Raw genomic sequence first — 14,191 nt, 5'->3', positions numbered from 1 at the left:
TCTCCCTTGCTCCCTGCTCCCTGCTCCCTTGCTTCTTCTTCACTCCCCACTCCCGAAATATGCCTACTACAACCTGGAATCGTCATCACATTCTTTCTTTAGCTGACTTCACTACCACTGAATACGATACAGTTTTGCAAACTGCGGCTTCTTTTCAAGAGGTGCTATCGCGGCGGACGAAGAAAGTACCAACCTTGCAGGGACAGGTGGTAGCGAATTTATTTTTTGAATCTTCTACCCGGACTCGCAGTAGTTTTGAACTCGCGGCGAAACGCTTAAGTGCAGATACGCTGAACTTTGCAGCAGCCACATCTTCTATGACTAAGGGAGAGACAATTCTCGACACGGCAAAGACCTATTTGGCAATGGGAACTGATATTATGGTAGTCCGCCATCGAGAGGCAGGAGTACCGAATGCGATCGCGGCTGAAATGGATCGTTTAGGTGTAAAAGTTAGTGTCCTCAATGCTGGTGATGGTCAACATGAGCATCCTTCCCAAGCACTGCTAGATTTATTTACCATTTGTACTCTAATTGATCCAGCCAGTCCCCGACTGGAACTTTTAAAGGGAAAGAAGATTGCCATTGTTGGGGATATTCTTCATTCTCGCGTGGCGCGATCGAATATTTGGAGTTTAATTGCCAGTGGTGCCGAAGTGCATCTCGCAGCACCACCCACTTTGTTACCTAAATTATTTGCTGAGTATATTTCTGAAGAGGCACAAGTTAAAAGTTATTCCTCGACTTCCCAACTTTTTCTGCACTGGCAGCTAGAACCAGCTTTACAAGATGCCGATTTTGTGATGACTCTACGCCTACAAAAGGAACGCATGACGGCTCATTTACTGCCAAGTTTGCGAGAATATCATCATCTATTTGGTATTACACGCACAAAGTTGCAACTTTGTAAACCTAATGTAAAAGTTTTGCATCCAGGCCCTGTTAATCGTGGTGTTGAAATTAGTTCTGAATTGATGGACGACCCAGAATTTAGTCTTATTCAATCGCAAGTTACTAGCGGTATCGCCGTTCGTATGGCTCTGCTGTACTTATTAGGCAGTGGCAAGACTTAACTGATATTTTTAAGATGACTACAAAAGTCAAAAGACCTTTGAATTAAGATGATGAGGCGTTTCTATGTGAGTAAAGACGCAATATATTGCGTCTCTACATACTTAAAATTCTTACTCACAATCTTGTAATTTTAGTCCCATCGGACTAGATAACAGAAGGATACCTAATCACATAGATATTATATGTTCCTCCGATCGCATGAGGACATAATTCTGAAATTTGGGCACACTTGTATCGTAGAAGTCAAGAATTTAATGACTTTTAGAAGTGTCGGAGGTAAATATGAAACGAATTTTTTTGACGGCAGCAGCCATACTCAGCACGCTATCTTTAGCTGCTCCCCTTTCCGTCAAAGCAGAAAACTCCGCCTCTGTCCGGCGCTTGCTGGAAACTAGAGAATGTTTCGGATGTAATTTAACAGGAGCAAACCTCAAAGGCGCTCACCTGATAGGTGTTGACCTGAGAAATGCAAATTTAAAAGGGGCTAACCTCGAAAATGCTAACTTAGAAGGCGCTGATTTAACAGGTGCAAATTTAAAGTCTGCTAATCTCACAGATGCCTTTGTCAGTGGTACTAGCCTAAATAATGCTAATCTCACCAACGTTGATTTGAGTAATGCTCATCTATATAATACTGACGTAGATGGCGCAGTTATGGCTAATATTGATTTAAGCGGCGCTGACGTATTTAATACTGCCATTAGCGTTGGTGGTGAATACTAATGGTGAATCATGATTTTAAAGTGATGAGTTAAGAGTTATGTTCAACTCCTAACTCTGCACTTTTCAAGCTTTATTCACCAGTAATTGACAGTTCATTAACCCAGATTTTCGGGCAAACTCCCCCTGGTGTTAACTCTGCTTCCTTTTCGACATAAATAATTGCCTTTAAGAGTTCCAAGAAATCACCAGCTACAGTTGCTGACTCAATACTTGTCTTCACACCCTTATTAATTAGCCAACCATCAAACGGCAAAGAAAAGGAACCTTGCAAGGATTTAACTCCAGCATGGAGAGCTTGTAAATCATCGATAAGAATCACATTTTCCGCAGTTTCTAAACTCAACTCTTCTTCAGAAGTTGCTGTTGTAAAAACGTGATAGAAATTCGGACTAACGCTGACTTTTGCCCCAATACTGGCATTACCTGTGGGTTGGGCATTCAACCTTTTAGCAGTCCCTGCACTATGCAAAAAGCTTTTTAAAACACCATTTTCAATCAACGAAATCTGACGAGTTGGTGTTCCCTCACCATCAAAAGTTTCTGCTCCTACATTAGCTGGGTGCAGTGCATCGTCATAAACTGAAAGCAGAGGGGAAGCAATCTCTTTACCTAAATCATCGGGAGTAGATAGGCTTTGATTATCCAAAATACTTTGGGCGTTAAACAAATTAGAAAAAGCACCCAACAGACTTAAAAAAGCTTCCGGTGAAAAAACAACTCGATATTTACCAGTCTTGATTTTTTCATAGTTCAAGTGGCTGATAGTTTTATCGGCAGTTTCTTTAATGCAACCATTGATGTCTAAATTATTTAAACTTTGGTTGATTCTAAAAGCACCTGCACTGCGAGGTTTTTTTCCGTCTTCTTCAGTTTTGCTATAAAGATAAACTGATGTTAAGGAGTGAGATTCAGTTCTGACTGCGCCCTCGCTATTTAGATAGAATCTGTCAATATCTCTTTGGGATAAACCATTATAAGGTACACCTTTAATTGCTGGATGGGCTGCCAGTAATTCTTTTTCGGCTACCAACAATCGTTCTATAAGTTCAGCAACAGGTGCTTGGGGTGTCTTATCTTGGGCTTTATTTGCAATCGGAGCAGTAGCTTCGGGACTAAAATCAGGAACATTTTCTTTAACACCAAAAAAACTAGCTTCATAAGCAGTTTTCAAAGCTAATTCTAATCCTTTGGGGTCTACATCTGTGGTGCTGGTGATACCCATTGTATTTTCTTCGTTCCAGACACGAACAGTAACACCAGAGCGATTTGATGCTTTGACTTGTTTCGGCTCACCTTGGTCTACCTGCACGCTCGTATCATCTACTGTTGAGCCATAAATGTCGAATTTTTTAATGCCAAGCTTATCAGCATTATCCTTGGCAGAATTTGCAATTTCATTGATATTTGGCATAGTCAATTTTAGATTTTAGATTTTAGATTTTGGATTGGAAGCGATTCTATTTTGAAGATTAGATTTTGGATTTTATTGCTTATATTCCTCTCGAATAATTCTGACTTAAGCAACAGTCAAACAATTTGTTTTTTTAGATTTCATATTGAACCTACGGAATTATCCGGGAGCTTGAGCATTTTGGATTTTGGATTTTGAATATTACAATCCAAAATCCAAAATCGTCCGACTGAGCGGAGTCGAAGTCCAAAATCTAAATTTCTTATCGTCCACCGACGGTAATAGAATCAACTTTGATGTGGGGTTGTCCGACTGTGGTGTAAATACTTCCACTCACGGAGCCACAAAAACCTGGTGCAATTTCCAAATCTTGGGAACACATAGAAATTTTGTTCATAATTTCCTTCGCTTCCCCAATCAAAATTGCTCCCTTTAGTGGTTTAGTGATTTTGCCATTTTCGATTAAATAAGCTTCATCAACACTAAAGTTAAATTGACCTGTAGCACCAACGCTACCACCACCCATTTTTTTACAGTAAATACCTTTATCAACAGAGGCAAATAAATCATCAGTGCTATATTCGCCAGAATCAATATAAGTATTACGCATCCGGCTAGCAGCAGCATAGGTGTAATTTTGGCGGCGGCCACTTCCAGTTCTAGGGTGTCCGGTGCGTGCAGAACCTGTTCTATCTGCTAAGAAGTTTTTGAGAACGCCTTTTTCAATTAACAGGGTTCTTTGAGCAGGCATACCTTCGTCATCCATATCAATTGTCCCGAAAGCATTTTCAGAGCGCCCTTCATCCCAGGCGGTTAAACTTTCGTGGGCAATTTTTTCGCCTTTTTTGTCAGCAAAGGGAGTGGTATTACGTTCAATTTGAGTTGTTTCTAGCAGGTGTCCGCAGGCTTCGTGGAAGATTACGCCGCCAAAGTGATTGGCCATAATAATCGGGTAAGTACCTGATTCTACGTAATCAGCGTAGAGCATTTTGCCGGCAGATTCTGCGATTTTTTCGGCGGCTTGTTGAGAATCCCAAGTTCTCAAGAAATTGGCATCGCTAGTATTACCCGCGCGATCGCCAATTGAGGTACGATTAGCACCATCAGCACACAACAGATTAAATCCTACCGACTGGGTAAGACGAATATCGCGGGCAAAAGTACCATCACTGGCGGCAATTAAGACTTCTTGCCAATCCCGAAAATAGGTAGCACGGCGCGATTGGACATGGCTAGCTTTTTGCTTCAGGTGAGCAGTCCCATCAAGCAGGACTTCTCCCATTTCGCGGATGGAACTACACACTGGTAGCCATGCATCTTTACCTCTTTTCGTGGCGTAATCTCTCAGTAATTCTAGGTTAATTTCTGGAATGAAAGCTTTAGCAGTAGGTAATTGCAATCCCAGGATAGAAAGACCTTTTTCTAAAGCTGCTTTCAAACCAGAAAACGAAAGGTCATTAGTACTGACGTAGCAATCGGCTTTGCCGCGAAATACTCTGACTCCCGCACCTGTAGACAGACTTGGTGAAATACTAGTGATGGAATCGTCTTCTGCAAGACAACTAATATAGTTGCGACGCTCTAAAAATAATTCGATAAAGTCGGCGCCCGCAGCGCGTCCTAATCCCAGGAGAGTAGCCAGGGGGGCCTCCCAGGTTTCATCGAAACGCTCTGGTGTGGAGGAATATTGTAAGGTGGGAAGTTGATTCGAGAGAAGTAGCGTACTTGTAAGCATGGGTAGCCTCGTCTGCTGGCGTAATTCAGAGATTTGACTGAAAAATCCTGGTGTGTTCAGTCTAACAAATCAGTGAAAGCTACAGTCGGTAGAAAGGTAGTGTGGATTTCCCTAACCTTCATTCAAAAAGCTTGTCATTACCAACATTTTTAAATCTTTTCTAATGATAGCCATAAAAAAGCCCGCCTTTGCGGGCTGAGATTTTGAAAGTTCGCACTCTTGAGGATGCCATAAAAATGAGATGCACCTATATGTATTAACTAGTAATCTTCTCAACCAAGAGAGTAGCAAGTGAGGATATGCTCTCACTCTGATAAAAATAAAGGAACTTCTTGACTAACTCCCACTCAATATGCAATCTTGCTCGCTAATCTAAACTATAGGACTAGTATTTGATTTATGAAAAAATCTAAGTATATGTAGGGTGTGTTACGGCTTCCGTAACGCACCAGAATCTTCGGATGGTGCGTTAGCCTACTGAAATATTTTCAGAAATCAAATATGATTCCTATATCACTTCCCGGTTTATTTACGATTTCCCATTTTCATTGGAATTATTAATGTTTCCTGCTCATTGAAAGCTTGAGCAAAATGAGAACTTTGTCCTGCGGATGATAGATTCTTATAAAGTAGCTTCAATGTTCGAGCAATAGTTTTCAGAATTTTCATTTTGCTAGCACTTGGCTTTTGGTCATATCTCAAAACCATTGGAATTTCAGCAATTTTTGGTTTGAGTACTTTGGCTTTTAGCAGTAAATCTATCATGCAAGCAAATCCACTTTCAGTAAATAGATTGTCGCCATAATACATATTCAGTTTACTGAGAAAAGTACGGTTATACAGTCTGTAACCACAAGTATAGTCTCTTACACCTGGTACACGGGCGGCAATTCTAAACAGCCAGCTAGCCCCGTAACTCATTACTTCTCTAAATTTTGATAAACCTATGACTTTAGAGCCTTTGCGGTATCTAGATGCGATCGCAATATCATAGCTACCAGCTATCATCGTCTCATACATCTTGATTAATAGTTCTGGTGGTTGAGTGTTGTCGCAATCCATTGCAGCTAAAAAATCGCCTTCTTTAGAAATTTCTAAGAAAGTCGTGAAACCTGTTTTAATTGCTTCACCTAAGCCACCATTTTTGGGATGTTGGACTAATTTAAGCAATATCCCCCGTAATCGAGATTCTTCTAAAGCAGTCTGAGCAGTTGCATCACTACTACCATCATCAACAAGAATTATTTTTATCTCTATATCGAAGATTTGTTGCAATGTCTGAAATTTTTTGAACAAGGGACGAATTGATTCTTGCTCGTTGTATGCGGGTAAAAGAACAAAAAGACTCATAAAGACCTCGTGTGATTTTTAAAATAAAATACAATCTCTCAAATCTCAAGAATTCAACAATGTTGATTTTTTTAGAAATTCATCAACCTGCCGCACAACTGCGTTGTTGTTGACGCTATCATTGACTAACTGTGAGGTATTGACCACGAAAAAATCATCATTTTCGGTACTCACTTTTGGAACAAGGCTTGAATAATTTAAAACTTGTAGTGGCTGCACTTTAATAGCTCGATTTATGTGTGCTGCTACAATGTCATCTGATTTAAGTTCCGGGAACATCAAACGTATACCTTGAAAAAACATTTGACGTAATTCCTCATCTGGCTGTTTTAACAACGGGTCAGTGGAAAGGATATATTTTGGTAGGAATGTGATATGGTATCCTGCTGTCTCTTGTAGAGAAACTAAGTTGCTCATACCGATAACTCCGGTAAAAGGAATATTTCTATCAGCGATATTTACTACGTAATAAGGAATTAAAGCTTTGCGAGTAATCAATACCATGCAGACTACACCCAGGTATTCTACTGTTTCGCTGGTGTCTGAAACTTTCACCAGTTCCTTAGCAGCAACCTGTTGCAAAATATTAACTGGGCCAGTGAAAATCACTTTATCAAAATGTTCTTTTTTCCCCTGAGATTCTACCCACATTCCACCTTCTGGATGAGGTGCAATGTATTCTACCGTCACCCCTGTGCGGATATAACCTCCAGCCGCGCAAATCAATTTTTCTATATGGTCAAAAACAGTTTTGTAACCGCCTGAAACATAACCGAGTTGTTCTTTATTTAATGAAGAATCTCGCGCTGAAAACAGTCGTTTAATATAGGCCCAAATAAAAACTGCTGATATTCGCTTATAGTTCTCTCCTAATTTTGATAAAAGCAAGGGTTTCCAGAGCTTTTCGTATGTGCTTTTACCACCGAGTTTTAATAGCCAATCTTTAACTAAAATCTTCTCTAAGCGCCGCCAGTTATTAAGGCGTGAACCATATAGTAGAGTAAAAGCTAATCTAATTTTGCCTATAAGTCCAAACAGAGGAAAACGTAAAAATTCTATAGTGTTACTAATAGAATAGAATTTTTGATTGTCATAAAACCCTGTTAAACTTCGATGCCAACGTAACTTATCTCCAAGCCCAATATCTCTCAAAAAATTTATTAAATGAGTATCAGAAGGGAGAATAACGTGATAAAAACGATCCCAAGTAAATAACCCATAATCATGATAGGTGGTAAGTCCACCAAGCTGGTTATTACTATCAAATACGGTTACGGTATGTCCTTGATGTGCAAGACGTTGCGCTAATACTAGTCCCGTTATCCCTCCGCCAATGATACCTATATTCATAAATTTAATTTAGACGTTTATAGCGATGGTTTTGAAATTTATTTTCAGAGGCTTTTAATATAGATAACCTCAATTATTCTTTGTTTAGTTATTAGTTAACTACTAGAATCACACCAGTGATAATGATGGAAATTCCTAACCACTGGCTAAACATAACCTGCTCTTTTAAAAGATAGTGCGAAGCAACAGGTATTAATGCATACATTAAGCCTAGAACTGGAAAAGCTTGACTCAAAGGAATTGTCCGCAATACATAAAGCCACAATATAGTCATTAATGTATAGCAGATAAACCAAATCAAAAAATAACGAGATAATAACAGATTAGAAATAGATGTATTTGCTCCTTTTATAGAGCTAGAAATTTGAAGCCCATATTTTAGTGATACGTTGGCTGTGGTTCCGAATAAAACTACAAGCATTAAAAGTAGCCAGGTAAGAATATTCATTTGTCAAGATGTTTGGTGGAATTTACTATAAAGAAATTTATATAGATTTTTTCACGGGAATAACCACTAAAAGAATACCCAGAAAAATAGTGATAACTCCTGCAATTCGAGTTGGTGTAATTACCTCGTGAAAAAAGTAGTATGAACCGAGAAATATACCGACATAATTTAAACTAGTTAGGGGATAAGCAATACTCAATTTTACCGATCGCAAAGCCAGTATCCAATTTACTATCCCCAAGCAATAAACACCAACGGCTAATGCTAACTTTTGGAGAAATTCCCAGCTAAACATTCCCTCATGTGTATGACTCATGGTATATTTCATCAGCAATTGCCCAGAAATACTCAATAAGATACTGACAAACAAGATAATGTAGGGAATTGGTTTAAAGTTCGAAATTTGCGGTAGATATTTCATATTGCATTTACCTCAATCGAGATAGTAGGTATGAACCTAGCAGAAATCTCGTTGTTTTGAATTTTTGGGATTTCGACTACATTTTTTGTGCAGTTCGACTTCCACTTGATTAAATAGACAAGGAAAGTAGGAAAGCTATGTTGAGATAACTGATAAAATTGCCATCGAATGTAATATCCAAGAGTTAGTAAGAGGCAGATAAACCAGTTTTTTGGCTTGGTAATCAGCACAACTAACTTCGGCTTTACTCAACTATGAATTGCAGAAATCTTCCGTATTAGCCAGCCATACTTCAAAACTACTTTTAGTGCGATGGCGTATCCGCCCGATGTAAGCGATCGCAATTTCTAAGTCATACTGGATTCTAGAAATCTTGTTGAATACACTACTGAACTTCTCAAGCAATTAGACTAACTGGGTAGATACATGCTTTTCATGTTCTCCAAATAAAAGTTTATTAATTGTTTGATATCCCAAAAAATCTCTTTAGGCACACATACATATCTGAAATCTTGGCTGATGACTAAGCCAATTCATAAAAATTTCTACTCAAAAAGAGTCTGTATACGTACTCTTTTTAGACATTGTAAGATAATGAGTAACATGAGTATGATTTGCTACGGAGATCATAGACAGATGAACCAGTCTACAGTTATGAGCTTTACAAGTTACTAATTTTACTGAATGTCCAAATGGAGTATTTGAGGGGACTAATGCTTATGGTTAATGTAAACTAACCCTTGGCAAAAAACTCGCAGGTTACGCTGATTTAAGGAGATTTGAAATGTCTTCTCATGATAGTACTATTACGCTTCCTTATGTGTTTCTTAACTACATGTAATTTTAACTAGAGTTTTATCTCAAATATCACTACATATAATTACTTAATAGAATACCACGAGAAGCGCGTGTTGCATATTTATCGGGACACTTCATCAAAAATTCATTTACTGAAAATCCAATTAAACAAAAACTTTACAAATCCCAATTTCTCTATGCTGACTATTATAAATTTTTATTCTTAATAATTTGTAGATTTATGAACACTTTCTGACTAGTAAACTTGTAGGAGTAGCGTTCGGATATCAGCTTCTAGAAGTACCAAACTAGGAGTTAGAAAAGGCAGAATTTCAACTCTAATAACAGTGCAGCTACTAATAATTCATAGCAGTTTAAAGTTGAGACAAATTAATTGGTGGTGATTGGTATTATTTAATTATCTAGGCTGTTTGCCTATAATTTCGTTTATTCGGGTTCATTTCTCTGCAAAAGTCTGTTGGTCATCACTAAGACAATGATTAACAATCCAAGCTGAATCTGCCAGGGTGCTAATATTAGGCTTAATATCAGGCTAATTGCTGCAAAGACACCTGCAAGATATGCAATTTCATCACTACTCTTTTTAAATAAGTAGCCAGTGACTAAAGCAGTACACAGTGGTATCAAAAAAAACAAAACCATATTACTAACCTTCGAGCTAAAATTGTTTGGCTTATAAAACAAATCAAAATTGATTATTTTTCAAAGTGTGGTTAATTTTACATCCAATAAGCTTTTAGCTACAACTATCGATCGAAATAAATATTATAGAAAATCAAGATTACGCAACGTTATAGATTACCCCAATTGGAATAGTTATTGCGATATGTGAAGTACCTAAAAGCTTGGTGAATAAATCTTTTCCAATGGCGGTGAGTTCAGCAAAGATTAGAGTAGGTGAAGAGAGGCTATGGCTAGCTCGGCTTAAGTATAAAATTAGACAAAATCTCCGGTTAATGCTCGTTTTCTCGCTCTCCTAACAGAGCATTGATACGTATTAGCTTATACAAACTTTGTTTACATATATAGATTGATAGGCTTTAAAACTTGCGTAGGCAGATTTTGTCTGTTTCGCAAATTGCCCTCTTTTGAAAAATCATCTGGTAAATTAGCTGCAAATTTTGGCCTTGCGCCAAGATAAGGATCTAGCATATTACCTTTAGAAGTAGCATTTTCATTTTTCCTCTTAGACACCTAATGCTGAACATTCCTCAACTACTGGCAACTGAAATAAACCTCAAACCCCATCAGGTGCAAAACGCGCTGGAACTTTTGGCGGAGGGTGCAACAATTCCCTTTATTGCACGTTACCGCAAAGAGCGCACCGATGAAATGAATGAAGTGCAACTACGTGAACTGGCTGATCGATATACTTATTTAACAGAACTGGAAGAACGAAAATCTGTAATTTTAAGTGCGATCGCCCAACAAGGTAAACTTACAGATGAACTCAAAGCTAAAATCTCATCCTGCTTACAAAAAACCGAACTTGAGGATTTATATCTACCCTATCGCCCAAAGCGACGTACCCGCGCCACCATCGCCAGAGAAAAAGGACTCGAACCATTGGCAGAGTTCATCAAGTCGCTAAATGTCAAAAATGCTGCAACTGCATCCTTGGAGGAAGAAGCGGCTAAGTATCTTTCTGAAGCCACGGGAGTCAAAACCGCAGAAGAAGCGCTTAAAGGTGCGGCTGATATTTTAGCGGAAGAAGTGGCTGAAAAAGCTGAATTACGGGCATATATCCGCGATTATCTTTTAGAAGAAGGGGTGTTTGTCTCCCGCATCAAAGATGATTATCCCGAAGGGACAACCAAATTTGAGATGTACCGTAGCTATCAAATTAGGGTAAAAAATATTGCACCCCATAATATGCTGGCGTTGTGTCGGGGTGAAACTGAAAAAATCTTAAGCTTTGAAATCGCTTTCGATGAGGATACGGTACTTTACTATCTGGAGTCCAAAGAAATTAAAACCAAAGTTCGGACAATTCGGGATTTTTATCAGGCGATGTTGAAGGATGCATTTAACCGTTTGATGAAAGTCTCTCTAATGGGAGAGGTAATTTCTGAGAAAAAAATCTATGCAGACATAGAATCAATCAAGACATTTGAAACTAATCTGCGAGAATTGCTGCTGTCTGCACCGGCTGGAATGAAACCAACACTGGCGATAGACCCCGGATTTAGAACCGGGTGTAAAGTAGCAGTCCTCGACCAAACAGGGAAATTTTTGGAATACCAAGCGGTTTTCCCCCACCAAGCGGCTGAACAACGCGCTAAAGCTGCACAAACTGTCAAAAATCTGATTGAAAAGTACAAGATTGAGTTAATCGCCATTGGTAACGGCACAGCGTCCCGCGAGACAGAGGAGTTTGTCACGCAAGTGTTACAAACTATAGAACGCAAACCACTTAAGGTGATGGTGAATGAATCTGGCGCATCTATATATTCTGCAAGTATTGTAGCGTTAGAAGAGTTTCCCGATTTAGATATTACTGTGCGCGGTGCTATTAGCATCGGCCGCCGTTTGCAAGACCCTTTGGCGGAACTGGTGAAAATCGATCCCAAATCTATTGGTGTGGGACAATATCAGCACGATGTCGATCAGAAGTTATTGAAAAAGAAATTGGATGACACTGTAGAAAGCTGCGTCAACTACGTCGGCGTAGACTTGAACATGGCCTCCAAAGAACTTCTGACTTCCGTCTCTGGGATTACGGCAACAGTTGCCAACAACATTGTCGCCTATCGTAACCAGAATGGAGCCTTTAAAAATCGCCGCCAACTTTTGAAAGTTCCAAAGCTAGGGCCAAAGGCTTTTGAACAAGCGGCGGGTTTTTTGCGGATTCGCGGCGGGGACAACCCATTGGATAATACAGCAGTGCATCCAGAGAGTTATTCTGTAGTAGAAGCGATCGCATCCGATCTAAATGTGCCATTAAATCAGGTGACAGAAATTGCTGAAAAACTCAAAAAGACCAACCTGAAGAAATACGTTACTGATAGCGTCGGTGAACCCACACTGCGCGACATTCTCAGCGAACTAGAAAAACCAGGTAGAGACCCCCGTGCAGAATTTAAGTATGCCACCTTCAAAGAAGGAATTACAGAAATCAGGGACTTAAAGGTGGGAATGGAACTAGAGGGAATCGTGACAAATGTCGCCAACTTCGGCGCGTTTGTTGATATCGGCGTACATCAAGATGGCTTAGTGCATATATCCCAACTTGCTGATAGATTTGTAGACGATCCCAACAAAGTTGTCAAAGTTGGGCAAGTAGTTAAAGTGCAGGTGCTAGAAATCAACGAGAAACTCAAGCGGATTAGTTTGTCGATGAAAGCCGTTAAACAATAATTAGAAACAGCAGATGGTAGTTTATCAAGTTCGATTCATCAATTCTACACTTGGGTTAGATCGTACTATTCAAGTACCAGACGATCAATATATTGTGGATATGGCAGAAGAAGCTGGTATCCGCCTACCATCTGGCTGCAAACAAGGCGAATGTTCTGCTTGTGTCGCCAAACTCATTAATGGTGAAGTTAATCAAAGTGAGCAAAAATTTCTACGTCCAAGTGAAATACAGGCTGGTTATGTTGTGACTTGTGTCACTTACCCTTTGTCTAATTGCACTTTAGAAACCCATCAAGAACAAGTCTTATATAAGTCAGCCCTTTACTATAAGCCTGAGTCTGGAAAACCTGAGTGATTGTTGCCTTGGAATATTAAATTAATCTTAAATTCTTAGGCTGCGTTAAACAAATTTAATGCACCCTTGAAAACATCACATCTATAGTAGGGCGCATAGCTATGCGCCCTTACTACATATTGCATCAATATAATTTACCACTATAGTTTTCTCAATAATAGACCTAATGACAGAAATAAATTCTATCTTGCAAGAGAGGTGAAAGTCTGGCAGATAGTTAAAGATAGAGATAAGAAGTTACAAACAAAAAAGATTAGGTCAGAAAAATGTTAACTCCATTATTAACCGCCCTAGCTACAGCTTTAAGCCTGTTGATTGTTGATTTAGTTGTTCCAGGCGTTAATATTGCTAATTTCCCCGCAGCGATGATCGCCGCTTTAGTAATTGGTCTAATTAACGGTTCGGTTAAACCAGTTCTATCTACTCTGTCTCTACCACTTAACTTTGTATCGTTTGGAGCATTTTCGCTCATCGTCAACGGTTTGTGTTTTTGGTTAGCAGCAGTGCTAGTTCCTGGGTTCGCAGTTCGCGGAATTATAGGTTTCCTTCTTGGGCCAGTAATTTTAACTTTTGCTAACACTTTCATTAACAACTACTTTGTTGAAAAAAATCTTTTAGCTGGCAGTAGTGATGTCAAAACCCAAGGTGAATTACCTTCTAGATAAATATTAAAAGGAGTAGAAATAAGATTTGTATATAAAGTAGTATATAAATAAATTATCTACTCCAAAGAACATATCCGAAGGTGGATCTCCTAATTCGGCATCTTCAAAAGAATGTAACTAAACAAAATTACAAAGTTGTAAAATCATGAAACTAGTTCGTTTTCTTCTCGGTTTGTTAGTGCCTCCTTTAGGCGTTTTTATGACAGTTGGAGTGGGCCCAACATTGTTTATTAACATTTTGCTCACGGTTCTAGGTTGGCTACCCGGTAGTATTCATGCAATTTGGGTTATTGCCAAGCATGATGAACAACTTAATAGAGAAACTGGTATCTACTAATACACAATATTAGTTTCCAGAAACCTTAAAGATGGTGCGTTATGGCTAAAGCTGTAACGCACCATTTTATATGTGACTTTCTACAAAAACTATAACTTATAGCATGTCCGGTTAAATAATTGTCATTGCGTACCGCCCTTGGCGTT

General features: G+C 39.0%; 13 protein-coding genes. 6 read left to right on the top strand and 7 right to left on the bottom strand.

Annotated elements, in window-relative coordinates; genetic code table 11:
- The first annotated feature begins 59 nt into the window (after positions 1–59).
- Together VB732_RS22795 and VB732_RS22790 are read left to right on the top strand one after the other, a co-directional pair.
- Positions 60–1,073: an aspartate carbamoyltransferase catalytic subunit gene (locus VB732_RS22795; protein WP_323233177.1), complete on the top strand. Its 1,014-nt coding sequence runs from the start codon at positions 60–62 to the stop codon at positions 1,071–1,073.
- A gap of 283 nt (positions 1,074–1,356) precedes the next feature.
- Entirely contained in the window at positions 1,357–1,797 is a 441-nt protein-coding gene (locus VB732_RS22790; RefSeq protein WP_323233176.1) for a pentapeptide repeat-containing protein, read from the top strand.
- A 70-nt stretch (positions 1,798–1,867) separates the two neighbouring features.
- Here VB732_RS22790 and VB732_RS22785 read toward each other — a convergent pair whose 3' ends face one another.
- From VB732_RS22785 to VB732_RS22755, 7 genes are all read right to left on the bottom strand, one after another.
- Complete coding sequence (locus VB732_RS22785; protein ID WP_323233175.1) at positions 1,868–3,208, bottom strand: TldD/PmbA family protein; 1,341 nt, start codon at positions 3,206–3,208, stop codon at positions 1,868–1,870.
- Between the two features lie 262 nt (positions 3,209–3,470).
- Complete coding sequence (locus tag VB732_RS22780) at positions 3,471–4,943, bottom strand: TldD/PmbA family protein (protein ID WP_323233174.1); 1,473 nt, start codon at positions 4,941–4,943, stop codon at positions 3,471–3,473.
- 525 nt (positions 4,944–5,468) lie between these two features.
- On the bottom strand, positions 5,469–6,293 hold the full coding sequence (locus tag VB732_RS22775; RefSeq protein WP_323233173.1) for a glycosyltransferase family 2 protein: 825 nt from the start codon (positions 6,291–6,293) through the stop codon (positions 5,469–5,471).
- A gap of 45 nt (positions 6,294–6,338) precedes the next feature.
- A complete protein-coding gene (locus VB732_RS22770) occupies positions 6,339–7,643 on the bottom strand; it encodes an NAD(P)/FAD-dependent oxidoreductase (protein ID WP_323233172.1) in 1,305 nt (434 codons plus the stop codon).
- Between the two features lie 91 nt (positions 7,644–7,734).
- Positions 7,735–8,091, bottom strand: a complete 357-nt coding sequence (locus VB732_RS22765) for an EamA family transporter (RefSeq protein ID WP_323233171.1) — start codon at positions 8,089–8,091, stop codon at positions 7,735–7,737.
- A 37-nt stretch (positions 8,092–8,128) separates the two neighbouring features.
- Positions 8,129–8,512, bottom strand: a complete 384-nt coding sequence (locus VB732_RS22760; protein WP_323233170.1) for an EamA family transporter — start codon at positions 8,510–8,512, stop codon at positions 8,129–8,131.
- Between the two features lie 1,245 nt (positions 8,513–9,757).
- Positions 9,758–9,973 carry a hypothetical protein gene (locus VB732_RS22755; protein WP_323233169.1) on the bottom strand — a complete coding sequence of 72 codons (216 nt, stop codon included), beginning with the start codon at positions 9,971–9,973 and terminating at the stop codon, positions 9,758–9,760.
- A gap of 555 nt (positions 9,974–10,528) precedes the next feature.
- Here VB732_RS22755 and VB732_RS22750 point away from each other — a divergent pair.
- The 4 genes from VB732_RS22750 to VB732_RS22735 all read left to right on the top strand — a co-directional run bounded on the left by VB732_RS22750 (position 10,529) and on the right by VB732_RS22735 (position 14,045).
- Positions 10,529–12,688: a Tex family protein gene (locus VB732_RS22750; RefSeq protein WP_323233168.1), complete on the top strand. Its 2,160-nt coding sequence runs from the start codon at positions 10,529–10,531 to the stop codon at positions 12,686–12,688.
- A gap of 13 nt (positions 12,689–12,701) precedes the next feature.
- Complete coding sequence (locus VB732_RS22745) at positions 12,702–13,043, top strand: 2Fe-2S iron-sulfur cluster-binding protein (protein ID WP_323233167.1); 342 nt, start codon at positions 12,702–12,704, stop codon at positions 13,041–13,043.
- A 266-nt stretch (positions 13,044–13,309) separates the two neighbouring features.
- Positions 13,310–13,708 carry a phage holin family protein gene (locus VB732_RS22740; protein WP_323233166.1) on the top strand — a complete coding sequence of 133 codons (399 nt, stop codon included), beginning with the start codon at positions 13,310–13,312 and terminating at the stop codon, positions 13,706–13,708.
- Between the two features lie 145 nt (positions 13,709–13,853).
- The gene (locus VB732_RS22735) at positions 13,854–14,045 is read left to right on the top strand and encodes a YqaE/Pmp3 family membrane protein (RefSeq protein WP_323233165.1); all 192 of its coding nucleotides are present in this window, start codon (positions 13,854–13,856) and stop codon (positions 14,043–14,045) included.
- Positions 14,046–14,191: the final 146 nt, after the last annotated feature.

It is taken from the genome of Nostoc sp. UHCC 0252 (assembly GCF_034931145.1).
Lineage (GTDB): Bacteria > Cyanobacteriota > Cyanobacteriia > Cyanobacteriales > Nostocaceae > Nostoc.
The sequence above is the reverse complement of the archived record's forward strand: the minus strand, read 5'-3'. Positions and strand labels throughout refer to the sequence as shown.